The sequence below is a fragment of the Lysinibacter cavernae genome (genome assembly GCF_011758565.1).
In the GTDB taxonomy this organism is placed as follows: domain Bacteria; phylum Actinomycetota; class Actinomycetes; order Actinomycetales; family Microbacteriaceae; genus Lysinibacter; species Lysinibacter cavernae.
Genome location: NZ_JAAMOX010000001.1, coordinates 1316368 through 1339939, shown reverse-complemented (window position 1 = coordinate 1339939; position 23572 = coordinate 1316368). Strand labels below are relative to the sequence as shown.

The 23572-nt window shown below is 61.7% G+C and carries 20 protein-coding genes; 12 read left to right on the top strand and 8 right to left on the bottom strand.

All coding sequences use genetic code 11. The features are described from left to right. Position 1 precedes the first annotated feature (1 nt). The 7 genes from scpB (at position 2) to FHX76_RS05995 (ending at position 6020) form a co-directional block, all read left to right on the top strand. On the top strand, positions 2-562 hold the full coding sequence (gene scpB, locus FHX76_RS06025) for an SMC-Scp complex subunit ScpB (RefSeq protein ID WP_167148886.1): 561 nt from the start codon (positions 2-4) through the stop codon (positions 560-562). Then, positions 543-1352 carry a pseudouridine synthase gene (locus tag FHX76_RS06020; RefSeq protein ID WP_386762661.1) on the top strand — a complete coding sequence of 270 codons (810 nt, stop codon included), beginning with the start codon at positions 543-545 and terminating at the stop codon, positions 1350-1352. The genes scpB and FHX76_RS06020 overlap by 20 nt, the downstream gene beginning before the upstream one ends. Before the next feature lie 58 nt (positions 1353-1410). Next, a complete protein-coding gene (locus FHX76_RS06015; RefSeq protein ID WP_167148882.1) occupies positions 1411-2523 on the top strand; it encodes a prephenate dehydrogenase in 1113 nt (370 codons plus the stop codon). After that, positions 2520-3251, top strand: a complete 732-nt coding sequence (gene cmk, locus FHX76_RS06010; protein WP_167148880.1) for a (d)CMP kinase — start codon at positions 2520-2522, stop codon at positions 3249-3251. Before FHX76_RS06015 ends, cmk begins: the two co-directional genes overlap by 4 nt. Beyond that, complete coding sequence (gene der / locus FHX76_RS06005; protein WP_167148878.1) at positions 3248-4798, top strand: ribosome biogenesis GTPase Der; 1551 nt, start codon at positions 3248-3250, stop codon at positions 4796-4798. The genes cmk and der overlap by 4 nt, the downstream gene beginning before the upstream one ends. Positions 4799-4920: 122 nt before the next feature. Next, on the top strand, positions 4921-5310 hold the full coding sequence (locus FHX76_RS06000) for a VOC family protein (protein ID WP_167148876.1): 390 nt from the start codon (positions 4921-4923) through the stop codon (positions 5308-5310). Between the two features lie 101 nt (positions 5311-5411). After that, the gene (locus FHX76_RS05995) at positions 5412-6020 is read left to right on the top strand and encodes a GNAT family N-acetyltransferase (protein ID WP_167148874.1); all 609 of its coding nucleotides are present in this window, start codon (positions 5412-5414) and stop codon (positions 6018-6020) included. On the opposite strand, the gene FHX76_RS05990 is transcribed toward FHX76_RS05995, so the two are convergent. The 8 genes from FHX76_RS05990 to FHX76_RS05955 all read right to left on the bottom strand — a co-directional run bounded on the left by FHX76_RS05990 (position 6017) and on the right by FHX76_RS05955 (position 17602). Then, complete coding sequence (locus FHX76_RS05990; protein ID WP_208402447.1) at positions 6017-6574, bottom strand: GNAT family N-acetyltransferase; 558 nt, start codon at positions 6572-6574, stop codon at positions 6017-6019. The genes FHX76_RS05995 and FHX76_RS05990 overlap by 4 nt on opposite strands. 1 nt (position 6575) lies before the next feature. Beyond that, a complete protein-coding gene (locus tag FHX76_RS16675; protein ID WP_167148872.1) occupies positions 6576-7064 on the bottom strand; it encodes a MarR family transcriptional regulator in 489 nt (162 codons plus the stop codon). 26 nt (positions 7065-7090) lie between these two features. Then, positions 7091-9667: a helix-turn-helix transcriptional regulator gene (locus FHX76_RS16670; RefSeq protein WP_341777870.1), complete on the bottom strand. Its 2577-nt coding sequence runs from the start codon at positions 9665-9667 to the stop codon at positions 7091-7093. A gap of 338 nt (positions 9668-10005) precedes the next feature. Next, entirely contained in the window at positions 10006-10764 is a 759-nt protein-coding gene (locus tag FHX76_RS05975) for a type 1 glutamine amidotransferase (protein ID WP_167148870.1), read from the bottom strand. Between the two features lies 1 nt (position 10765). Next, on the bottom strand, positions 10766-12034 hold the full coding sequence (locus FHX76_RS05970) for a Mur ligase family protein (protein ID WP_243848694.1): 1269 nt from the start codon (positions 12032-12034) through the stop codon (positions 10766-10768). A gap of 207 nt (positions 12035-12241) precedes the next feature. Then, complete coding sequence (locus tag FHX76_RS05965; RefSeq protein ID WP_167148866.1) at positions 12242-13378, bottom strand: hypothetical protein; 1137 nt, start codon at positions 13376-13378, stop codon at positions 12242-12244. Between the two features lie 103 nt (positions 13379-13481). Further along, complete coding sequence (locus FHX76_RS05960; RefSeq protein ID WP_167148864.1) at positions 13482-15047, bottom strand: MDR family MFS transporter; 1566 nt, start codon at positions 15045-15047, stop codon at positions 13482-13484. A 491-nt stretch (positions 15048-15538) separates the two neighbouring features. Next, positions 15539-17602, bottom strand: coding sequence for an APC family permease (locus FHX76_RS05955; RefSeq protein WP_167148862.1), 2064 nt, complete (start codon positions 17600-17602; stop codon positions 15539-15541). 170 nt (positions 17603-17772) lie between these two features. Here FHX76_RS05955 and FHX76_RS05950 point away from each other — a divergent pair, with 170 nt between their 5' ends. The 5 genes from FHX76_RS05950 (at position 17773) to FHX76_RS05930 (ending at position 23481) form a co-directional block, all read left to right on the top strand. Then, positions 17773-18957 carry an acyl-CoA/acyl-ACP dehydrogenase gene (locus FHX76_RS05950; protein ID WP_167148860.1) on the top strand — a complete coding sequence of 395 codons (1185 nt, stop codon included), beginning with the start codon at positions 17773-17775 and terminating at the stop codon, positions 18955-18957. After that, complete coding sequence (locus tag FHX76_RS05945; protein WP_167148858.1) at positions 18951-20366, top strand: bifunctional PIG-L family deacetylase/class I SAM-dependent methyltransferase; 1416 nt, start codon at positions 18951-18953, stop codon at positions 20364-20366. Before FHX76_RS05950 ends, FHX76_RS05945 begins: the two co-directional genes overlap by 7 nt. Continuing rightward, positions 20363-21157 (top strand): glycosyltransferase family 2 protein, encoded by a 795-nt coding sequence (locus FHX76_RS05940; RefSeq protein ID WP_167148856.1) that lies wholly within the window; start codon positions 20363-20365, stop codon positions 21155-21157. The genes FHX76_RS05945 and FHX76_RS05940 overlap by 4 nt, the downstream gene beginning before the upstream one ends. A 62-nt stretch (positions 21158-21219) precedes the next feature. Further along, positions 21220-22674 (top strand): cardiolipin synthase, encoded by a 1455-nt coding sequence (cls, locus tag FHX76_RS05935; protein ID WP_167148853.1) that lies wholly within the window; start codon positions 21220-21222, stop codon positions 22672-22674. Between the two features lie 111 nt (positions 22675-22785). Then, positions 22786-23481: a GAP family protein gene (locus FHX76_RS05930; RefSeq protein ID WP_167148851.1), complete on the top strand. Its 696-nt coding sequence runs from the start codon at positions 22786-22788 to the stop codon at positions 23479-23481. The last annotated feature ends 91 nt before the right edge of the window (positions 23482-23572 follow it).

The window sequence follows — 23572 nt, the reverse complement described above, 5'->3', positions numbered from 1 at the left end:
CATGACGGTAAATCTTGATCGGGCCGTTGAGGCCATCCTGTTGGTTGCCGACGAACCGCAGAGCCCCGTTGCCATCGCGACGGCCCTCGACACGCCCGTTGACCTGGTGCGCAAAGCGATCGCGCGCCTCGTTGACGACTACAACGGTATGTCAGACGGCTCAATCGAGCGTGGCTTTGAGCTTCGCGAGGTTGGCGGAGGATGGCGCCTGTACGTGCGCGCCCTGTACGACGATGTTGTTGCGGAATTCGTGCACACGAATAACCCAAGTAAACTATCCCAAGCGGCCCTCGAAACCCTGTCGGTTATTGCCTATAAACAGCCCATCACACGCGGTGCAATCGCGTCGATCCGGGCGGTAAACGTTGACTCGGTTGTTCGAACACTACTCGGCCGCGGCCTCATCACCGAGGTCTCGACCGACAGCGAGACCCAGGCGATTGCCTACGGAACAACAGACCTCTTACTGAGCCAGCTCGGTATCAACTCACTTGATGAGTTGCCGCCGATCTCGCCACTACTCGAAGACGGCACGGAAGGATTTGACGGTGACATACGATAGCAGCGCCTGGGACAAAGAGACCGAGGATGCCGGCCCCTCCGGTGTCCGCCTGCAGAAGGCGCTTGCCGCTGCTGGTGTGGCATCGCGTCGAGCATCCGAGGATCTCATTGCGCAGCGCCGGGTGAAGGTCAACGGCAAGACGGTGGAGGAAATGGGCCGTCGGATCAACCTCGCGACCGACAAGATCACTGTTGACGGCAAAGCCGTGCAGCTTGACGTCTCGAAGAAGTACTACATGCTCAACAAGCCGCGAGGCGTGGTGAGCACTATGAGCGACGAGGTTGGCCGCCCAGACCTGCGCGAGTTTACCGACCAGTTTGATGTCCGCCTCTTTAACGTTGGCCGACTTGACTACGACACCTCTGGACTCCTTGTGCTGACCAACGACGGTGACGTGACGCATGTCATGTCCCACCCGTCCTTTGGTGTCAGCAAAACGTATATTGCCAAGGTTGAGGGCATGGTCTCTGCGCAGACCATCGCGCGGCTCCGCAACGGAATCGAACTCGACGACGGCCCTATCAAAGCTGACAAGGCGCGGCTGATTGACGAGGGCAAGGGCAAAGGCGTTTCGCTCGTCGAGATCACCCTGCACTCCGGTCGTAACCGCATCGTTCGACGGATGCTCGAAGAGGTCGGTCACCCGGTGATTGATCTGGTCCGCCGCCAGTTTGGCCCGCTGAACCTGGGAACTCTCCGGTCTGGTGCGGTTCGCGAACTGACTAAAGTAGAACAGGGTGAACTTCTGACGATCGTGCGCGACGCAGAAAAAACATCCGAGAAAAAATAACCTTCCGAACATACCGACCAACGCCGCCTCCGCGCGGCAGCGACCCGAAAGAGACGTTGTGAGCGACACCGAGCGTTCGGCCAGGCTGAAGAGTCAGGTCAGAATCGTGGGTACCGGTTTGCTTGGCGCGAGCATTGGGCTTGCGCTGCGCGAAAAAGGCATCGACGTGACCCTCGACGACGCCTCGCCCTCGGCCCTCGCCCTCGCTGTTGATTACGGTGCAGGCCGTTTGCCGCAGCCAGGCGACATCCCGCAGCTTGTGATCGTCTGCGTCCCGCCCGACGTCACCTCGAGCCTGATTGAGCGCGAATTGCTCGCGTTCCCTGATGCCGTGGTCACCGACGTTGCGAGCGTGAAGCTGCAGCCGTTCCGCGATCTGAGCGGTAAGGGAGTAGACCTCACCAACTACATCGGTTCGCATCCACTCGCAGGGCGGGAACGCGGCGGCGCTATTTCGGCGCGCGCCGACATCTTCTTTGGACGTCCCTGGGTCATCTGCCGCGACGAGGAGACTCCGTCGTGGGCCCTTGCCCTTGTTGAAGACCTTGCGCTTGATCTTGGCAGCACACCGATCGAGATGACACCGGAGGAACACGACCGTTCCGTTGCGCTTGTCTCGCACGTGCCGCAGGTTGTTGCGAGTCTGCTCGCGGCGCGACTTACGGATGCTCCGGAGACCGCAGTGACACTTGCCGGTCAGGGCGTACGCGACACCACCCGCATCGCATCGAGTGACCCAGTGCTGTGGCTGCAGATCCTCGGTGCCAACGCCAACCCCGTTGTTGAGGTGCTGCACGAACTGCGCAATGACCTTGACACCGTCATTGGCGCGCTCACCGCAACAGAGGCTGACGGCACCGCGACCCCTGGTGCGCGCCGTGCGATCGCCGACGCCATCGCGGCTGGTAACGCCGGAGTCGCGCGGCTCCCAGGCAAACACGGCCAGAACCGACGGTTCGAATCTGTCACCGTCATGGTCGACGATAAGCCGGGAACGCTCGGTCGCCTGCTCACCGAGATCGGTGAGATCGGGGTCAACATGGAAGACCTTCGCCTTGAGCACTCACCCGGCGCCCAGATCGGCTTTGCCGAGATCTCGGTTGTTCCCGAAGTAAAGCAGCGAGCCATCGAAGATCTCGAAGCTCGCGGATGGAGAATCGCAGCCCTATGACCGCACAGAACCGGGGGCAGACCCCAACGATCGTTGCGATTGACGGACCGGCAGGCAGCGGTAAATCAAGCGTGAGCCGCGCAACCGCGCGAAAGCTTGGTTTTGGATACCTCGACACCGGTGCCGCGTACCGGGCGCTCGCTTGGCACGTCACCGATTCCGGCCTTGACCGTGAGAACGCGGATGCCGTTCGCGGCTCCCTCACCCACTTCGACTACTCCATCGGCCTCAACCCAGACCACGTCACCGTGACCGTGAACGGCACCGACGTGACGGCGGCCATCCGCACCCCGGAGACGAGCGCCGCCGTGAGCGCCGTCGCGAGGGTGCCAGAGGTGCGAGAGTACCTCACCAACCTGTTCCGCTCGATCGTCGCAAGCAGCGAGTTGCCAGGCGTGATTGTTGAAGGACGCGACATCACGACCGTGGTGTTTGCTGACGCGCCCGTGCGCATCCTGCTCACGGCCGACGAAAGCGTGCGTGCCGCGAGGCGCGGCGCAGAACTGATTGGTGCCGTCAGCGCGGCAGCCGAATCAGTCACAGACTCCGTTGTCGACCAGACCGCGGACCAGATCCGAGCCAGAGACGCCGCCGACTCCAAAGTTGTCGACTTTATGAATGCGGCCGAAGGCGTGGAGGTTGTCGACTCGACAGCCCTTAATTTTGATGAAACCGTGGATGCCGTGATCACTGTGATCCGTGCGGCGACGGTGAAGGAGCAAGCATGACAAACGACACATCAGTGCCAGGCGACGAAGGATTTGTTGACCCGCTCGACGAAGGAGCGGCTGAGGTCGACGCAGCAGTAGACGAGCGGCTCGAGAACCTTGACGACGAAGCGGCTGAGGCTCGCTCGCGTGCGCTTCGCATGGGCCTCGACGACTACGACCTCGACGACGCAGACATCAGCCTGCTCGAGGCGCAGGATGCCGACCCCGACGCCGTGCTTTACCTGCCGGCGCTTCCGGTTGTTGCGATCGTCGGCCGTCCGAACGTTGGCAAGTCAGCGCTTGTGAACCGCATCCTCGGCCGCCGCGAGGCAGTTGTTGAGGATGTCCCAGGCGTCACACGCGACCGCGTCACCTACCAGGCAGAGTGGAACGGACGCCCGTACAGCATCGTTGACACCGGTGGATGGGAGCCAGACGCCCGCGGGATCGATGCTTCCGTTGCCGCCCAGGCCGAGGTAGCCATTGACCTCTGCGACATGGTGCTCTTCATCGTTGACTCGCGCGTTGGGGCAACCGCCACCGATGAGCAGGTCGTGAAGATGCTGCGCAAGACCAAAAAGCCAGTGTTTCTCGTTGCGAACAAGGTTGACGACGCTCGCCAGGAGCCTGAGATCGCCGCGCTGTGGTCGCTTGGCCTCGGTGAGCCGCATCCCGTTTCTGCCCTGCACGGACGCGGCGTTGCCGACCTGCTCGACATGGTCATGGAAAAGCTGCCCACCGAGTCGGCCGTTGCAAAACGCCAGGTTGGCGGACCTCGCCGAGTTGCGATCCTCGGCCGTCCAAACGTTGGCAAGTCGAGCCTCCTGAACAAGGCGGCAGGCGAAGAGCGCGTTGTTGTGAACGACCTTGCCGGCACCACTCGCGACCCTGTCGACGAGCAGGTCGAGCTTGGTGGCAAGGTCTGGACGTTTGTTGACACCGCCGGTATCCGTCGCCGCGTGCACATGGCGCAGGGCGCAGACTTCTACGCCTCGCTCCGCACGAGCACTGCCCTCGAAAAGGCAGAGGTTGCCGTTGTGCTGCTCGATGTTTCGCAGCCCATCAGCGAGCAAGATGTTCGCATTATCGACCTCGTGCTTGAATCAGGCCGCGCGCTTGTGCTCGCGTTCAACAAGTGGGACCTGCTCGATGACGAACGCCGCAAGTACTTGGAGCGCGAGATTGAGACCGACCTCGCGCACGTTGCGTGGGCTCCTCGCGTCAACATCTCGGCAACGACCGGGCGGCACCTTGAGAAGCTTGTGCCCGCCCTCGAGACCGCTCTCGAGTCGTGGGACAAGCGCATCCCGACGGGCAAGATCAACGCGTTCCTGTCGGAGCTGACGCAGGCGCATCCGCACCCTGTTCGTGGCGGAAAGCAGCCGCGCATCCTCTTCGGTACGCAGGCAGCTTCGCGTCCACCCACATTTGTGTTGTTCACGACCGGCTTCCTCGATCCCGGATACCGTCGCTACATTCAGCGACGCCTTCGCGAGATCTATGGTTTTGAGGGCTCGCCCATCGTGGTCAACATGCGTGTGCGTGAGAAGCGCGAACGCAAGTAACCGTTTGTTCGCTCGCGGGGTGCACTTGCGCTCGCGGGGTGCGATTTTTTGCACCCCGCGAGCGAGAATGCACCCCGCGAGCGGGTAGCATGGCGAGCAACCGAACCGTTCAGGAGGATGACATGACTGCCATTGGAACGCTGCAATATCCCGTACTCGACTGCGAGGATGCGCTCGAGCTTGCTGAGTTTTATCAGAACCTGATCGGGGGTGAGATCGTTGCGTCGGAAGACGACACGGGTTGGGTTGAGCTTATCGGCGGGGCCGGAGGCAACATCGCGTTCCAGCGAATCGACGATTTTGTGCCGGCAACGTGGCCAGGAGGGCAGCATCCTGCGCAGGCCCACTTCGACGTCGTCGTGAAGGACATCGATTGGTCAGAGGCCGCCGTCATCGCCTGCGGCGCACGCACGACGGGCCACCCGATCGTGCCGCTCGGGGAGCCAACGCCACATTTCCGCGTCTACCTCGACCCCGCAAGCCATCCGTTCTGCCTGGTCTGGAACGACTAACGTTTGGCGGGCCGCGGCCCGCGCAGAATCGTCGTGAGCGAATGCGAGTATTCCGCGTGGATATTCGGAATGAAACGCGGGTTCTTGACTAGGGTTTGACTATGGCATTTGCAGACCCCGTAACCCTGACCGGTGAGCGCGTGACGCTCGTTCCCCTGAGCCATGAGCACCATGACGATTTGGCGCTCGCGACCGACGAGGGCAAGCTCTGGGAAGCGGCGTGGTACACCACGGTGCCCTCGCCGGAGGGGATGTCGGCCGAGATTGATCGCCGCCTTGGGCTGCAGCAGCTTGGCACGATGCTGCCGTGGGCCACGATTAACAACGAAACCGGTAGAGCCATCGGGATGACGACGCTCATGAACATACGTGAGGATCACCGCCACGTCGAGATCGGCTCGACCTGGATGGCAAAGTCGGCGCAGCGAACCGGCATCAATCCCGAGGCAAAACTCTTGCAGTTCACGCACTCGTTTGACACGCTGAATGCGGTTGCTGTCGAGATCCGTACGCACTGGCACAATCACCAGTCGCGCGAGGCGATTGCGAGGCTCGGAGCAAAGCAGGACGGTGTCTTGCGCAACCACGACATCTGGAAAGAGGGCATCCCTCGCGACGTTGTGGTCTTTTCCGTGATCGAAAGCGAGTGGCCGGTCGTGCGGATGTCGCTCAACGCTCGGCTGCGCCGATACGCGTCTCCAAGCGCCTAGGCGGCTGGCCTGGCCCGGTAGAGCACGTGAGCTCGAAGTGGGTGCCCCTCCGGAAGGCGGGGATGGTCAAAGTTGTCCGCTGGCTCGTTGGTCATTCCTAGGCGCTCCATAACGGCCCGTGACGGGGTGTTCTGCGATGCTGTGAACGATACCACCTGATCGAGGCCGAGCGAGTGAAACGCGATGTCTATGGCGGCGCTGGCGGCCTCGGTGGCGAACCCATGGCCCCAGGCCTCTGGAGTAAGGCGCCACCCAATCTCGACGGCCGGGGTGAAATGAGCAGCAAAACCAACCGTGGCCAGCCCGGTGAAACCGATGAACGCGCCATCGTGTTCGATCGCCCAGAATCCCCAGCCTCGCTCGGTGATGTGCGATTGCTGCCGGTCAATAAACGCCTGGCTCTCTGCCTGTGACAGCACGGATGGGAAGAACTGCATGACCTGTGAGTCTTGACCCATCGCGATGAAGGGCGCTGAATCGGAAGGCTGCCAGTTGCGAAGCAGCAGCCGGTTGGTTCGCACCGGAAGCTGGATGCTCGACGCCCGCGATGGCACGCTACTCGCCAAACGGCTTGCTGCGGTTGAGCTTTGCGAGTAACTCGTGCAGCGAGTTGAGCTCGTCGGCGGTCCAGTCTTCGAGCCTTGAATAGAATCGCTCACGAGAGACTTGCTTGCGTCCGTCGAGCTTGCCCTGCCCGAGCGGTGTCAGCTGCACAACCATTGCCCGTCCGTCAGTTGGGTCCTGCTCGCTTGTCACAAAACCGTACTCGCGGAGGGAGCGCGTCTGCCGGCTCACCGCGCTCTTGTCCATGTGCAGCGCTTCCGCGATCTTGCCAGCCTGCGTCGGGCCGTGCGTGCTGAGCCAGCGCATGATGTACAGCCCAGCGGCCTGCAGTTCAGGATGCACCTCGCTGAGCCCCTGGTTCGCCAGGTTCCGCGCGGTGGTGATGAGCTGGCTGACCTCATCGCCAACGCCCTGAGCGAGGGGAAAACGAATGGGGTCTGCGCGCAGGCCGGATTCGGTCGAAGGGATGCTGTCGGTCACGGCATCCATACTATCGCGCGGTGCCGTTAGCGGCTGCGCAGTGGAGTCTCAGACCTGGGCTGGCCGGAAACCAGCTCGCAGAGCGTAACCCTGCTCGCCGCACCAGTCTTGCGGAGGGCATTTGAGATATGGTTCTCGACGGTTCGTGCACTGATGCCGAGGCGTTGTCCTACCTCGACGTTGGTGAGCGTGCCGGCAAGGAGCGCGACCTCACGCTCGCGCTCGGTGAGCAGGTGCACCGCGGCGCGCGGTTCACGAGACACACTCGGCTGGAGACTCGGATGCTTTCGCGCGAGTTCAACAAGCGCGGTCTCAACATCGAACGCTTTGTCTCGTTCGTCGTTGTCCCTGTGCATGCGGGTGACCGAACGAAGGAGCAGCGAGATGAGGTATTCGTCACCGTCGAGCGTGTATTCCGTCACCACCCGCATGAGATCGTCGCTCGAACCAGCAAGGGCAAACGAAGCAATCTTCAGGAGCCGAGCATGCGCCGGATTATGGCGAGCGTCAACGAGTCGCTGCACCTCGTCGTAGAGCGTGTAAGACGGTGCGATACACAGGCCAACGATGCCAGTTGATACCGCCGCAAACACGTATCCGCGCTCGGCGCTGTCGGCGAGGGATGCCGCGAGCTCAATTTCTAGGCGTTGCGAATCGCCAAGCCTCGCCTCGATCACTACCGAGTTCAGCGCCGTCTGCATGCCCGGCAGGGGGCCGTTTTTGCTTGGGTGCTTACCCGGGAAGGAATCCTCCGCCTCCCGAATGAACGTGGCCGCAAGCGACTTGCGGTTGGTTCGAGCAACGATGACAGCCGTGAGGCGAAGCATAGCCTCGTAGGTTGAGACGAACAGCAGCCCGGGGCGGGCAAGGGCAAGCACGCTGCTGAGTACCTGCTCAGCTTCATCCCACAGATCAAGCTGCATGAGAGCGATTGCCGCAACGTAGGAGTGCGAGTAGAGGTCCGATTTTTGCAGGCGTGATCGAGCGTCGGCCCGCTTGGCGAGCGACCAGTCGAGTGATTGGCGGACTTCCCCAACCTGGCAGAGGGCAAGCCCCCTGATAAAGTCGGCCATCTTGCTCGCAAGGGGGATAGCGGTATCTGGCAGGGCGTCGAGGACCTCGAGGGCCTCGCGTGGAAAGCCGTTAACAGTCCGGATATAGGCAAGAATCGTGGCAACCATGCCCGTTTCAGGGTAGGAGTTCATCGCGGCGGCGAGCCGCTCTTCGTACCGCTCTGGCACCGCAATCAAGATGGTTTCGAGTAGGGCGCAGTACGCATCCATGTGGCCTGCCCACGTTGGATGCTCAGAACCGAAGCCCATGAGTAGCTGCTGCGCCTTATCTAGCTCTTGCCTGCTGATTGCAAGCCACTGAGCCTGCAGGGTAATGAAGCGCAGTACTAAGAGGGCATCATCGTCTGCCGCGATGCTGGTGAGCTCAAATACCTCGGAGAAGATGATTTCGTCGTGTGGGGAATCCCACACGGCCGCGAGGAAATCAACGGCATTTGCCAGCGACGGCTGCGCGAGCCACGCCTCTCGTTTGAGCGTGAGATGCATGTGCTGTTGCTGCTGAAAATAGCGTGCGAGCGTTGCGTCGTCAACGGTTGACTCTCGGCGCAGGACGTTCAGCGAATCAAGTTCTTCTGGCTGCGAAACCTCACGCTGCGCGAGTTCTTGCTCAGAAATGCCGAGCACCTCTTGGATGCGACTTGCGATGCGGGCGCGAGCCGAGGAGCGTGCCTGGTTGTGGAAATAGTCTGCGATCACGGGTGGCTGTACCGTAATGAGTGTTTTGCCCTTTCCGTCGCCGAGGAGGGCGATAAACCCCTGAGCTTCGACGGAATCAAGCACGTGGGTCTCGGTTAGCTTCAGGAATCGTTCGGCGGTTTCTGAACCGAGCATCGTGAGCGTTTTGAGCGCCGTCGCCTCCTCAGCGCAGAGGTGCGAAAGCATGGACTCGACGGTTCCCTCAAGGTGGGTGTTCCACAAGGAGGGAGCCATCATCTCCCAAACATCGTCGCGGAGTTTGATGGACCCGTGCATCGCGGCGCTTTCTGCGATCACCCGAGCAAGCCGAGGGTTGCCGGCCGACTTATTGAAGATACGGGTGATGACGGCGGCATCAACGCTGTGTCCGAGACGGGAAAGGACCAGCTCGTTTACTTCTTCGTAGCGCAGCGGTTTGAGTTCGATGCGGGCTTCTGGCCAGCGGTTCGTCGCAATGATCGGGTTGCTGCGGTCAGCAACGGCACCTGCGTTCGAGGTGTACAGCAGGGGAGCGCTTGTGCGCGTTTGCGCGAGCGCAACGACGGCGAGGGTTTGATGATCAATGTTCTCGATGTCGTCGAGCACAATGACCTTGTTGCGGCCCATGCCAAGTTCAACGGCAAAGGCATCCGCGAGTCGAACAATGGAAGAATGGCCGCGCGGAAACTGCTGCTCGTTGATAAAACTGAGCTCAAAGACACCGGAGAAGGGGTCAACCTTGAGTGAGGGATTGCCCGCGAGAAAATAGACCTCGGTTCCACTCTTTTCGAGGTCTTCAACAACGGCGCGTGCGGTCGACGAACGACCGCTGCCCCAACGCCCGACGATATTCACGCTGGTCTGCCTGCGCAAATGATCGATCGTTTGTCGTGCTTCTGGTTCAAATAAAAACATAATTAGGCCCCCCAAATAACGCGGTACCCAATTCCCGGAAGGTACCGTGTCGCGGACAGACGCAAGCGTCTAATGCTTCTTGCGGGCACCATTGTGCCCAAAAATAATGATCGCACGAAAACGCAATGATCGATGACCGTTTTGCCAGTTAGGGGGCATTCTGCCAGCAAACGGAGGCGCAGAGGGGCAGTGTTTGCCGGCCGTGAGCGAGGGCATTCGCTGGAATGACGGGCCGAGTCTCCTGCCAAACCGCGCCGAGAGACCAAACTCAGTTGGTGTTAGCGGGGGCGCTTCTTTGCAACTTCCCTCGCGTTGCGGGCGAATGCCGCGGCGGCCTGACCCGCGGCAGACAGGGCCCCCGCCCCGACCGGGTCGAGCCCGCGATTGTGGAGGGCCGCATTGATCAAAAACGTTGTGAGCGCCGGATTCTTTGGGAGGAGGGAGCCGTGGAGATAGCTGCCGATGACGTTGCGCGATCGTGCGCCCTCTGTCGTATCGGTCGTGTTATTGCCTTCGCCCTGCATCACGGTGCCAAGTGGGACCGCATCGGTTCCGAGGAACGTCTGTCCGCTGTGGTTTTCGTAGCCGATGATGTCACCAAATTCGTCGCTGTGAGTGACGATGTTGCCGATGAGGCGCTCCGGCTTGCCAATAGTTTCGACGTCAAGCACACCGATTCCGGTAATTGTGGTGCCATCAATGGTGCGAAAGAACTTGCCAAACATTTGATACAGCCCGCAGATCATGAGCATCGGGACGCCGGCATCCGCGAGATCGTGAAGCCGTGGCGCGATGCCGAGCAGGTCGTCTTGGACGATGCCCTGCCCGCTATCCTGGCCCCCGCCGCCAACAATGATGTCGACGGTTTTGGGGAAGGTGTCGCCGGGATCGTACGTGTGCATAACCGGCTCGTAGCCCTGCCACTCAAGCTGACGCTGAACAGAAAGCGCGTTGCCAAAATCTCCATAGATATTCATATCGCGCGGGTAGAGCTGAACAACGTGGATCTGCGTTGGTGAATCGTGCTGGGTCGCCATGTTAGTCAATCGCCTCCACCGTCGTGATTTTGCCAAGTTCACGGCGCAGCGCAAGCATCGCCGTGTAGGTGCAGAAAATTCGCTTTGGCTGGTTTGGGGCCTTCGCGATGAACTCGGCGAGTGCCTCGCTCAGATCGGGGACGACCGAGCCAACCGCAACCTCGTCGTACTGCAACCGCAGCGCCATGTCGTAGGCGCGGATACCGGTGACCGTCGCGACACCGGCGGGGCGAAGCGAATCAAACTCAACATCCCAGAGCCAACTCATGTCGCGGCCGTCGGCGTAGTTGTCGTTGATCGCGATCATCGTCGCATAGCCCTCTGGGCTGAACGAGTGAAGCCCAAGGCGGAAGCCACTCGGGTTTTTCACGAGGACAAGCTCAAGCGGCTGCCCGTTGACGGAGAGCTTTTCGCCGCGGCCAAACGCGGGCGCGACTTTGGCAAGGCTCGTGATCAGCTGATCGCGTTGCGCCTTGTCACCAAGAATCGTGCGGGTCAGCGCGAGTGCCGCAGCCGCGTTATAGATGTTATACACGCCCTCAAGCTGGAGTGATGTGCCAACGCGCTTGCCGTCGAACTCGAAGACAGCCGAATCGCCGTCGATGCTCAGCAGCGTGACATCGGCCTCCGGCCGGGCGAGGGCGGTTGCCGGTGCGTCGCCCGCGGCAGCCGTTCCACCCTCAACAGGAGGCTGTGGTGCCGAGCCTCGCAGGCTGTCATCATTGGGAAACAGCGACAGCAACGACTCGTCGAGCCCAAAAAACACCGGTCGCTGCGAAGTCAGGGAGTCGCGAAGGCGGAACACCCGAGGATCTTCGCGGTTGAGGACAACGGCATCCGTCGTGTGGATGGCAATTTCTCGCAGCAGGTTAGCCGTTGTATCGATCTCGCCAAAGCGGTCCAACTGGTCGCGCATGACGTTGAGTAGCAGGCTGTACTTTGGTGCGACGGCGCGGACAAAATGCACGGCGTGGGCTTCGTCGAGTTCGAGGATCGCAATGTCGGCAGTTGTCTTTCCGGTGAGTGAGACCTCGCCGAGGAGCGCGGAGGCCACTCCTCGAGTGAAGTTGCTGCCGGTTTTATTGGTGAAGACGGTGAGGCCCTGGCCCTCAAGCAGTTCGACGACCATCTTTGTTGTGGTCGTTTTTCCGTTGGTACCGCTAATCACCACAACGCCAAACGGAAGCTGGTCAAGCGTTCGCCTCATAAAGTGCGGGTCGATTTTCTCAACGAGTAGACCGGGGAGGGCAGAGCCGCTGCCACCGCGCATCCTCGCAACGCCTCGCACAAGTTTGCCAAGCGACGTCAGCAAGACGGTGCGGACCGGTGAAACCCGGCGAGGGGCCGGAGCTGACTGTGGCGCTTCGTGTGGTGTGAGTGTCATTAATCCGTCTGTCGGGTTGAGGAGCCGTGCGTATCAGTCTATCCGTTGGCCAGGATGCGGCCCTTGGCGTAACCAGCCAAGAACAGGGCCCTGCTAGCGGCCTGAACCTGTCAACACCGCGATCAAGCCGCCAATCATCGTGGTGAGAATGCCAAGGAGCGGAAGCCCAAACACGATCACGAGGGCAGTGACGATGGCCACCCACCAGCGGCTCCGCAACCGTTGACCGGGAACGGCGACAACATTCATTGAGCTGTCAGGCACACGATCATCGGCATAGCGGTGCGACTGGCGGAGCGTCTTCGCCCCGACCGTGTCAAGGATGCCGAACAACCTGCGGGTGAGGGCCTCGTCGGAGAGGTCAAAGCCGCGCTGCGAATACACAAAGACCAGATCATCCACGATCTCGACGTCAAAGGGCGCTGAGTGGTCGATGAGGAGGGCCATGAGGTCTGGGGTGAGTACGTAGAGGGCGTCGCGCTCGTACTGGCTTGGGCAGTACAGCGTGAAGTAATCGTCAAAATTACCTTCGAGCGAGAGTCGCTGGTCTTTGGAAAAGGAGGATGGCAAGTTGCTCATCTCAAGACCAAAGAGGTTGCCGTTGTTTTGCTTCGAATCGAGCACGATGTGGGGGAGTCGCCGGTCGAGCTGGAACGTGAGATAGCCCCAGATGTGGGTGGTCTGATTCTTGCCTGAGCCGGTAACAAACCTCATGGTGCCCATGTCAAAGAACCGTTGATTTGGGGCGCTGTGGATGCGGTTGCTTGACTGCCGCCCACTGCCGATGTTAAAAATCATGCCAGGGTAAAAGGGATTTGTGGTCAGCGGTGTGAAGCGGAAACCGTTTTCGTTAGCGAAATAAAACAGCTTGAACCACGCAGGATAGACGCCACCGCTTCTTAGCCCTTTGACAAAGGCCCAGATTCCAAAGCCGCAGGCGCCCGCAAGGATCAGCGTGACAACAAGCCCTGCCACAAAATAGAGGGGCGACGAGCTGCCGCTCACCACGCTGACGAGCATCCCGAGCATCGAGAGGAAGAGGAAAAAGAGCATGGGGGCGATGACAACGATCACAAGGATTCGCGCAAAGATGGAGCCGGAAGCTGCCTTGCTTGCCTCAGGATACTGGCGTTCTGCAAACTCGCGGAACGACTGGATGGCCTGTGCATTTGGTTGGTAGCGCAGCGCCTGGTAGTTGCGGCGTGCGCCGTCGAGGGTGTCAAAGCTCACCCGGCTACTGTACCGCGTCGGGTCAGTGAGCCGGGTGAACGCTGCGTGTGTGCCAGAGCAGGCCGGCACCCGCAGCGTCGGTTGCGGGTGCCGGCCTCAGCCGCTAGTGGTGTGGAGCTTCCTGATCTTCTGGTTTCTTCACGAAGAAGGCACCAACGATTGGGAAGAGCGACAGGATCGCCCCGCAGAGGAACGCAAAGTGGATGCCGCTCGCCGTTGCGGGGATGAGCTCGACTCCGTTCCCAACCTGAGCCGCCGTCTGAACCGACATAACGGTAATAAACAGGGCAGTTCCTGCTGCACCGGCAACCTGCTGCGCCGTACCCACGATTGCGCTCCCGTAGGAGTAGAAGCGCGGCTGAACCGACCCGAGTCCCGCCGTAAACAGCGGCGTGAACATGAGCGCGAGGCCAGCGCTCAGGAACAGGTGGGCGACCAGTACCCACAGGAACGGGGTGTTCTCATTGAGCAGCGTCATCGACCACAGCACGAGGCTGACGAGGACAGCTCCGGGAACCAGCAGCACCCTTGGACCCTTACGGTCGTAGATGCGGCCAACAATTGGGCCGAGTAGACCCATCAGCAGACCGCCAGGCAGCAAGAGCAAGCCGGTGGTAATCGGTTTGAGCTCAAGCACCTGCTGCATGTAGATCGGGAGCAGGATGATGGTGCCAAACAGCGCCATCATGCTCACAGCCATCATGCCAACCGAAATGCTGAACGTGCGCGACTGGAAGGTGCGCAGGTCGAGCAGGGCGCTGTCAGTTTTTTCGAGCGAGCGCTGGCGAAGGATGAAGACCACCATGAGCACCGTGCCAATGGAGAGCGGAATCCACGGGGGCAAGACCTCCCCGCCGTTTGCCGCCTCACCAATGGTGCTGAGCCCGTAAATGACTCCACCGAAGGCAAACGCCGACAGGATGACCGAGAGCACGTCGACTGGAACCTTGCGTGTCTCGGTGATGTTCGGAATACGGACGAGACCGAAGACGAGCGCGGCGAGGGCAATGGGGAGGACGAGCCAGAACATCCAGCGCCAGTTCAGCGCGTTCAGGATGATGCCGGAGATGGTGGGCCCAAGAGCGGGCGCAACCGACATGACGATCGAGATGGTTCCCATGATCTTGCCTCGCGACTGTGGGGCAACAAGGGTCATCACGGTGGTCATGAGCAGCGGCATCATGATGGCCGTTCCGCTCGCCTGAATGACGCGACCGGCAAGCAGCACGCTGAATCCTGGGGCGAGCGCGCAGACGAGCGTACCAATGCTGAACAGGGTCATCGCGGTGACGAAGACGGGGCGGGTATTGAACCGCTGGAGCAGGAGGCCAGTGATTGGGATGACGACCGCCATGGTCAGCAGGAAGGCCGTCGTCAGCCACTGGCCAGTGCTCGCGAGGATGCCGAGATCGCTCATGAGTTGAGGAAGGGCAACACCCATGATCGTCTCGTTAAGAATCACGACAAACGTGGAGACGAGCAAGATGGTAATGACCAGGCGGTCGCGGACCGAGAGCTTGCCATCGAGCGGGTTCTCGACCGGCCGTGCAGCGGCGGAGGTTTGTTCATGTGGTGCGGCGGCAACTGCCTCGCCCGCCTCCGGTGCTGAGCCGGGGCGAGGAATCGTTACCGGCCCTGAGGGCGGATGGGTGTCGTTGTGGTTGGTCATGTGTTTCCTTAACCGGGTGAAAGGGACAAATAATCCCGCGGATATGTGATGCAACGAATATGGGGTCTGAACGGCCGTGAGCGTGGTCTCCAGGTGATCCGGGTTGAGGAACACCGTGTTGAGGAACACCAGCGAGTGGAACCGGCGCGTTGAACCGGTGGATCGGATGCTTGGGGGAGTGGCTGTTTCTGCGGAGTGCGGTAGAGCGGCTTTCCTTCGTCTCTCACCGAGCAATAGTGTCGGAGCGTGACGGACCCGAACGGCTCAGACGAGACGTCTCCTGAACGCGACGGCAGCTACGGGTGACTTGAGCATCACGCCGTGCCCGCGAGGGAAGAGCTTCTCAAACGAAGCTATGCGGCCAAGGGGCGGAAGGTAGAGACGCTCACCGTCACGGTAAATGTTGTGATCATGATTTGGCTACTCCTTCCTGTTGGGTGCTTGGCACCGAAAAATTACGTTGTAACCCTAACACATTGCGGCCAGCGAGGTCAGCTCTTTTTGCGTCCTGGGCGCAGCGGGATACCGGCACGCTCGTGCCCAGGAAGCGGCCTTGGCGCCCGGCGGTACAGTCGAGACGACGATTCGAGCAGCCACGGCACCAGCGTGATCGAGACGCCCTCAACAAGCAGCAGCTTCTGCCGCAGCCGGTTCGCCCTGTGATTGTGCAGCAGGTTTTCCCACCAACGGCCAACGATGTACTGGGGGAGATACACCGTGACGATCTCGTCGGGGTGCTCGTGGCGACGCGTGACGAGGTAGCGAAGGAGCGGTGTGACGACGTCGCGGTAGGGGGAGGGCAGGATGCGAAGGGGTGTGCTCAGCCCGGCATCCACCCAGGCCGTTTGCAGGGCAGCCGTTGACTCGGCGTCTATTGAGACGTGAACGGCCTCAAGCGATGCGTGGTCGGCGGCTATGGCGTAGTCGAGGGCCTTGACCGTTGGCCGTTGCAAGATGCCCATGAGCACAATTGCGTGATCGCCAACTGGCTGCGACGCGACCTCTTCTGCAGCGGCCTCGACCGTGCCGTATCGTGTTTCCCGCTGCACCGAGCCGTAATAGCGGTGGATGGCGAGCATGCCAAGCGAGAGCACAGGCATAATCGCAAAGACAATCCAGGCACCGTGCGTGAACTTGGTAACGGTTACCACAACAAGCACGCTGGCGGTCATTGCAGCGCCGAGCCCGTTGATCGCGAGCCGACCGAGGATGACTCGTCTCACGCTCTGACGGGAACGGAGCTTGCGCAGCGCGCGAAGCCAATGCACCACCATGCCAATCTGCCCCAGCGAAAACGACACAAAGACGCCGATGATGTACAGCTGGATGAGGCTTGTCAGCCTCGCCTGAAACACGACCAGCAGCACGATGGCGCTGAGCGAGTGTACGAGCATCCCATTTGAATACACGAGCCGGTCGCCCCGAGTATTCAGCGCCTTCGGGGCGTAAGAATCGCGCGCAAGGATAGCCCCAAGCATGGGAAACCCATTAAACGCCGTGTTGGCGGCAAGCAGCAGCACCGCGGCGGTCGTGGCCTGTACGACATAAAACAGCACACTGTTATTGCCAAACGTCGCCGAGGCGATCTGGGCAATGAGGCTTCGCTGGGTTGCGGATTCGCAGGTTGCAACCCCAACCAGATGGCAGGCGTCTTCTGCGTAGTGGACACCGCTCACGAGCGCGACCGCGATGAGCCCAACAAACAGCGCGATGGCGATTGCCCCCATCCAGACGAGTGTCTGCTGCGCGTTGCGCACCTTCGGCTTTTTGAACGCAGGGATGCCGTTTGAGATCGCCTCGACTCCTGTGAGCGCGCTACAGCCGCTCGCAAACGAGCGAAGGATGAGCAACACAATCCCGGCCTGCGTGAGCGACTCTGCCTGCACCCCGTACTGCGCCGACTCAGCGATCGGCGGGTCTCCTGCGAGCGTGCGGATGAGGCCAACCGCGACCATGATGCCGATGCTGGCAACAAAGAGGTACGTCGGTGCGGCAAAGGCCTTGCTCGACTCGCGCACGCCGCGAAGGTTAATTGCGGCGAGGGCGGCCACACATCCGACGGCGTGTTCGACGCGGTATGGGCCAAGCTCAGGAACGGCCGAGAGGATGTTGTCTACCCCGCTCGCAACCGAAACCGCGACCGTCAAGACGTAGTCAACGAGCAGCGCAGACGCAACAACAACACCGGCCCTTCGGCCAAGATTACGGTGAGCTACCTCGTAATCACCCCCGCCGGAAGGATAGGCCCGCACGAGCTGGCGGAAGCTCACCACCACCACGATCAGCAGGAAGACAACCGCCGCTGCAACCCACGGCGCAAACGTCAGGAAGCTCAGGCCGCCAACGAGCAAGATCATGAGCAATTCTTGGGGCGCGTAGGCAACGCTTGAGAGGGCATCGCTCGCAAACACGGGAAGCGCAAGGCGCTTGGAGAGCAGCTGACCTTCGAGCTTATCGCTCGGGAGCGGCTCGCCGATGATCCATCGCTTGGTCGTGCGGGTGTCCTCATCGAGGGCCCTGCGGCGCGATTGTTCGTGCGGTGATTGCGTGTGCATCTCAACTCCTTCGCCGAACCTGCCGCTCAGCATACTCCCGTGTTCGGGGGTCAAGATACCGCCGGTCATACGCGGTTCATGGCCGCGGTGTCAATGCCCCCTCGAACCCTTGACACAGCCGTGTTGCGGTCGTAGACAGGGGGAATCACGTTTGCAACAGGGAGGCTCGCATGCTCACCGAGTATCGGATCAACGGCAGCCCGCGCGCCGTGCGGATCGGCACCTATCCTCCCAGCGTTGCGCTCGCGGCGGGGCAGCAAGACGAAGCGCTTGCGGCATGGGCATCCGGATTTCCAACTCGGCCGTTTGATACCCGCGAGGTCATCGACTGGGCGGTTGGGGTCGGCACCTCAGCGCCGTTTCCCGGTGAGGGAAGCACGTCTCTCCTCTGGAGCCTCCTCGCCTCTGCCGCGGCCTGGGACGTTGGTATTGCCAGAATCCTTGAACCCCACCTCGACGCCCTTGCCATTTTCCGACAGGCGCCGCCTGCAACTGACCTTGCCTCGGTCGGCGCCGGCCCACTGAGCTCGTGGGGTGTGTTTGCCGCAGAGGGCCCGGCCTCGACCCTTCGCGCAACGGAGACAGGGCCCGGCGCCTGGGTGCTGACCGGCGATAAGCCGTGGTGCTCGCTTGCCGGGCAGCTCTCGCACGCGCTTGTGACGGCCGTGATCAACGACGAGGGCGCGCGCCAGCTGTTCGTGGTCAACCTGCGCACAGAGGATGTGTCCGCCCACGAAGGCCCGTGGGCGTCGCGGGGCCTGCAACAGGTCGTCAGCGCGCCAGTGACCTTTAAGAACTCCGTCGCCGTTCCCGTCGGTGACCCCGGCTGGTATCTTGACCGAGCCGGATTCTGGTGGGGCGGCCTCGGCGTCGCCGCCTGCTGGTACGGGGGTGCCGTTGGTGTGGCAAGGCGCGTTGCTGCGGCCGCGATGAATCCGAACACGGAGCCTGACCAACTCATGCTCACCGCCATCGGCCGGCTCGACGTTTTGCTGGGCGGGAGCCGCGCGTTGCTCGCGGAGGCCGCACACAGCGTTGATGCGGCGGGGGCCACTGCGCGCAGCCATGTTGCAGACGATCACGCTGAACCGCCCTCGGCCGGCGCTTCGCACACGCAGCGTTCCGGCGTCCTTTCCGCAGCGCGCGTCAGGGCAGATGCGGCCGCAACCGCAGAGCGTGTTATCGGCGAGGCCGGCCACGCCCTCGGTCCGGCACCACTTGCCCTCGACGAAGATCACGCGCGACGAGTCGCAGACCTCATGGTGTACATCCGCCAGCATCACGCCGACCGAGACCTCGCATCCCTCGGGCGGAAGCTCCTCGCCTCCGATGACAGCGAGGTGGCACCATGGTAGCGTTCAGCCACCGAGACCCTGGAACGAGCGAAGCGGAGTGGATGCGCGCACCGCTCTGGAACGAGCTTCCCGAAATAACCCTCGACGGGGTTACCCGACTCGTCGTGATTGCCGCGCATCCAGACGACGAAACGCTTGGTGCGGCCGGGCTTATCGCACGCGCTGCGCAGCAGGGGATCGCCATCACGCTCGTCATGGCGACGGATGGCGAAGCATCGCATCCAGAATCCCCGACGCACACGCCCGCCGAGCTTGGCGACTGGCGGCGCCGCGAAGTGCTTGCGGCCCTAGCATTGGTCGCACCAGAAGCACGGGTGGTGTTTGCCGGTCTGCCAGACGGGCGGATGGGAGAGGGGCGCGGCGAGACGCTTGCGGAGCATCCCCTTGCCCAGCAACTTGCAGAGACCCTTCGCGCGGAACTCACCGAGGTGACCGAACGGGGGAGCGCGCTGCTCCTTTCGCCGTGGCGTGGGGATGGGCACCGCGATCACCGGGTTGTGGCCGCCGTCGCCGAACACGTTGCTGAACAGGAAGGAATCCGCTTGCTCGAATATCCGATCTGGCTGTGGCACTGGGCCGAGCCGAGCGACCCGGCTGTTCCCTGGCGGCGGATGTTTCGGATGCGCCTCGACTCGCGCGAACGGCACGCAAAGCGAGAGGCACTTAACCAACACGTGAGCCAGACTCGGCCGCTCTCTGACCTGCCTGGCGACGAAGTGATGATTGGGCGGCACATCCAGGAGCACTTTGAGCGCGACTTTGAAATTCTCATCGAGCCGCAGCGAGCCTCGGAACGGAGCGCGAGCCTTGGGCACGAGTTTTTTGACAACTTCTATCGGGGAAAAAGCGATCCGTGGGGATTCCAGACCCGCTGGTATGAGCGGCGAAAGCGAGACCTCACCATGGCCGCACTTCCGCGCGAGCGTTACACCTCGACGCTTGAAATCGGGTGCGCAACTGGGATACTGACGGCCAGGCTTGCGGAACGCAGCAACGAGCTGCTTGCCGTTGATGCAGCCTCGGCAGCCTGCGAACGCGCGGCGGAACGCCTCACCTCGCTTCCACACGCAACGGTTCAGCGGCTGAGCATTCCAGCGGAGTGGCCAGAAGGGGACTGGGACCTCATCGTGCTCTCAGAGGTGGCCTACTACTGGAGCGCCGAAGACGTGACCGCCGTGCTCGACCGCGCCGTCAGCGCGCTGCGGCCCGGTGGAACGCTTCTTGCCTGCCACTGGCGGCACCTCGTTCCCGAGTATCCGCTGACCGGCGACCAGGTGCACCACATCATCCGTCGCCGCCTCGACCTCAACAGGGTGGTCTCGCATATTGAGCATGACCTGCTGCTCGAAGTCTTTGTGGTCGGGGACCCGATTTCTGTTGCCGCGGCAGAAGGCCTGATTCGCCCATGAGCGCCGTGATCTCGGCCATGGCCGTTGTCATCCCCGTCCGCAACGAAGAAGAACTTGTCGGACGGTGCCTCGATTCGGTGCTGGATGCCGTCGCCCACCTGGCCGCGCACGCAACGGTGCTCGGCCGCTCGCCGGGGCCAGACGTGGCCGTCATCTGCGTGTTGGATGCCTGCGACGACGGTACCGCAGCGCTGGTCGACGAGGCGAGGCGGGCATCAGGAGGCACTATTCGACCGCTGATCATCGACGCACGGAGCGTCGGAACTGCGCGATCAGCCGGTGTTGTGCACGCCCTCCGCGTGCTTGGGCATCGACCGCTCCGGCACGTGTGGGTGGCCAACACCGACGCCGATTCTGTTGTGCCCGAGCATTGGCTCTCGCACCAATACGACCTCGCACGTTCCGGCGTTGGCCTCATGATTGGAACCGTCAGGCCAGACCCTGACGACCTCAGCCCGCAGCAGCTTGCCGCCTGGCGGGCAACCCACACCCCCGGGAAAGCAAACGGCCACGTCCACGGCGCGAACCTCGGCTTCAGAGCTGATCACTGCGTCTCCTGTGGCGGATTCGCGCGGATATCCGAGCATGAGGACGTAGGGCTCGTTGATCGGCTGATTGCCGCTGGCATTCACGGCCATGCAACCGACGAGTGCTGGGTGCTGACGTCTGGCCGAACCGAGGGTCGGACCCCTGGCGGCTACGCAAGGTATTTGCGCGAGGACCTCAATCGCGCGCCAACCGTCAGCCGCAGTGAGACACCACTGATGTTCGAAGACGTGAACTCGGCGTGACGCTCGTGCGCTGGCCACGGCGTCCACTAGATTGATGAAATGCGCACGCAAGCGGAGACATCATGACCACCGGATACTTCGTTGGCGCGCTGCTGACCGCGGCCCACGTGCTCATCGTCATCATCACCGCCGTCTTTGTCGCGGCAAACCGGCGGCCATCCTCGGCAATCGCCTGGGTGCTTGCGATCGTGTTCATCCCGTTTTTGGGTGCGCTCGCATTCTTGCTTGTTGGTATCGGACGCCTGCCACGAGACCGTCGCGAAAAGCAGGCGCAGATCAACCGGCTCATGCACGAACGCACGCCAGGCCTTGACGCGGTTGGCCATCGCGAAGAATGGCCCGATTGGCTCAGCTCGCTCGTGCGACTCAACGTCAACCTCGGCTCGCTGCCAATGGTCGGCGGCAACCGAGTGGCGCTGCTGCCCGACTACATCGGTTCGATTACGGCGATGATCGAGGCGATCGATACCGCCGTTGACTACGTGCACGTTGAGTTCTACATCCTGGTGCACGACCAGACAACCGCGCCGTTCTTTGACGCCCTCGCAAGGGCGACGGCAAGGGGAGTATCAGTGCGGGTGCTCTCAGACTACGTCACGGGCCTACAGTTCCCGCGTCGGGCAGAGACCAGACAAATCCTTGCCGACATGGGTGCCGAATGGATGCCAATGCTCCCGCTCCGTCCGTTCAGCGGGCACTGGCAACGGCCCGACATGCGAAATCACCGCAAACTTGTCGTTGTTGACGGTGCCATTGGGTTCACCGGCTCACAAAACCTCATCGACTCCACCTACCTCAAACCTGGAAACATTCGCCGCGGCCTGCACTGGCACGAACTCATGATGCGGGTCGAGGGCCCGCTCGTTCGAGAACTGGATGCCGTCTTTGTGACTGACTGGTTCAGCGAATCGGGCCACCTGCTCGAACTTGATACCACGCCAGTTGTCATCGGAAGCGACCCAGACCTCGTGGATGCGCAGGTCATCCCGAGCGGCCCCAGCTTTGAAAACGAAAATAATCTCAAACTCTTTGTTGCGCTCATCCACAAAGCCGAGCGGCGAATCAGCATCACGAGCCCCTACTTTGTGCCGGACGAATCCGCGCTGCTCGCGATCGTGACCGCTGCGGCCCGGGGGGTTGAGGTTGAGCTCTTCGCCTCTGAGGTTGCCGACCAGACACTCGTCTACCACGCCCAGCGGTCGTACTACGAAGCGCTGCTGCGGGCAGGAGTCAAGATCTACCTCTACCGTTCGCCAACCGTGCTGCACTCGAAACACTTCAGCGTTGACGAGGACGTCGCCATCATCGGGTCGTCGAACATGGACATCCGCTCGTTTAGCCTGAACATGGAGGTTTCAGTCATGGTGCAGGGGCGCGATTTTGTGAGTGCGCTGCGTCGGGTGGAAGACGACTATCGCGCGGCCAGCATCCAACTCGACCCCAGCGAATGGATGAACCGGCCGTGGCGACAGAAGATCCCCGACAACCTGGCACGGCTGACCTCGTCGCTGCAATAGGCTCGGTCAACGACCAACAGAATGAACGCGCGGAACCGCCGCAGAACGAATGACTCGGTGCGCCGGTATCGCATAGTCTGACAGCAGTACGAAGAATGGAAGGGGGCCACGATGGGCACTGTCTTTATTGAAATTTTGGCGCTCAGCCTCGGCATCGCAATCAGCCCCGTGCCCATTATGGGAACCATCCTTATGCTCATCTCGCCCGGCTCAAAAAGCGCAAGCGTTGGCTTCGCCTTTGGCTGGGTCAGTGGCATCGCGGTTGCCGTCACGGCGTTCACCTTCATCTCGCTCCTGCTGCCAACCGGCTCCTCCGGAAAAGGAATGCCCGGGGCCGAACCTGGGCCGCTCTTTGGATGGCTGCAGATTGGCCTTGGCATCCTGCTCGCCGTTGTTGCCGTCGTCCAGTGGCGCCGAAAGGCCGGTGGATCGTCAACAGGCGACGCCCTGCCAAAATGGATGACCGCCGCCGATAAGCTCTCGGTTGGGCACGCCGTGACGATCGGCTTCTTCTACGCGGCCTTCCGCCCGAAAAACCTCCTGATCGCGATCGCGACCGGGCTGCTCATCGGCTCGCCGGAACTCAACTTCACCCAGAGCTTCCTCGCGATTGTGATCTTTACGGCGCTTGCCTCCTTCACCATTGCGGCGCCCATCCTCGCCTACTTCTTTGGGAACACGAAGGTAGAGGGTTGGCTTGAGGCCACGAGCCACTGGCTCGTGCGCAACACCCTCATCGTGACCAGCGCGGCGATGCTTGCGCTCGCGGCCATCCTCATCTGGAACGGTGTTGGCCACGTGCGGTAGTGGTGTGGTGGCTGGTGGCTGGTGGCTGGTGGATGACGGGTGCTGGACGTCGGATGCCGGGTGGTGGCTGCCGGCTGGCAGCTGGTGGCTG

Bases quoted from the DNA above. Each gene is read 5' to 3' on its own strand.
- cls (WP_167148853.1), top strand. From the start codon at position 21,220: ATGACCACCGGATACTTCGTTGGCGCGCTGCTGACCGCGGCCCACGTG.
- FHX76_RS05955 (WP_167148862.1), bottom strand. From the start codon at position 17,602: ATGCACACGCAATCACCGCACGAACAATCGCGCCGCAGGGCCCTCGAT.
- FHX76_RS05970 (WP_243848694.1), bottom strand. From the start codon at position 12,034: ATGCGCGGTGGCAGCGGCTCTGCCCTCCCCGGTCTACTCGTTGAGAAA.
- FHX76_RS05940 (WP_167148856.1), top strand. From the start codon at position 20,363: ATGAGCGCCGTGATCTCGGCCATGGCCGTTGTCATCCCCGTCCGCAAC.
- FHX76_RS05945 (WP_167148858.1), top strand. From the start codon at position 18,951: ATGGTAGCGTTCAGCCACCGAGACCCTGGAACGAGCGAAGCGGAGTGG.
- FHX76_RS05950 (WP_167148860.1), top strand. From the start codon at position 17,773: ATGCTCACCGAGTATCGGATCAACGGCAGCCCGCGCGCCGTGCGGATC.
- FHX76_RS05975 (WP_167148870.1), bottom strand. From the start codon at position 10,764: ATGGCGACCCAGCACGATTCACCAACGCAGATCCACGTTGTTCAGCTC.
- FHX76_RS05930 (WP_167148851.1), top strand. From the start codon at position 22,786: ATGGGCACTGTCTTTATTGAAATTTTGGCGCTCAGCCTCGGCATCGCA.
- scpB (WP_167148886.1), top strand. From the start codon at position 2: ATGACGGTAAATCTTGATCGGGCCGTTGAGGCCATCCTGTTGGTTGCC.
- FHX76_RS05960 (WP_167148864.1), bottom strand. From the start codon at position 15,047: ATGACCAACCACAACGACACCCATCCGCCCTCAGGGCCGGTAACGATT.
- FHX76_RS05995 (WP_167148874.1), top strand. From the start codon at position 5,412: ATGGCATTTGCAGACCCCGTAACCCTGACCGGTGAGCGCGTGACGCTC.
- FHX76_RS06000 (WP_167148876.1), top strand. From the start codon at position 4,921: ATGACTGCCATTGGAACGCTGCAATATCCCGTACTCGACTGCGAGGAT.
- der (WP_167148878.1), top strand. From the start codon at position 3,248: ATGACAAACGACACATCAGTGCCAGGCGACGAAGGATTTGTTGACCCG.
- cmk (WP_167148880.1), top strand. From the start codon at position 2,520: ATGACCGCACAGAACCGGGGGCAGACCCCAACGATCGTTGCGATTGAC.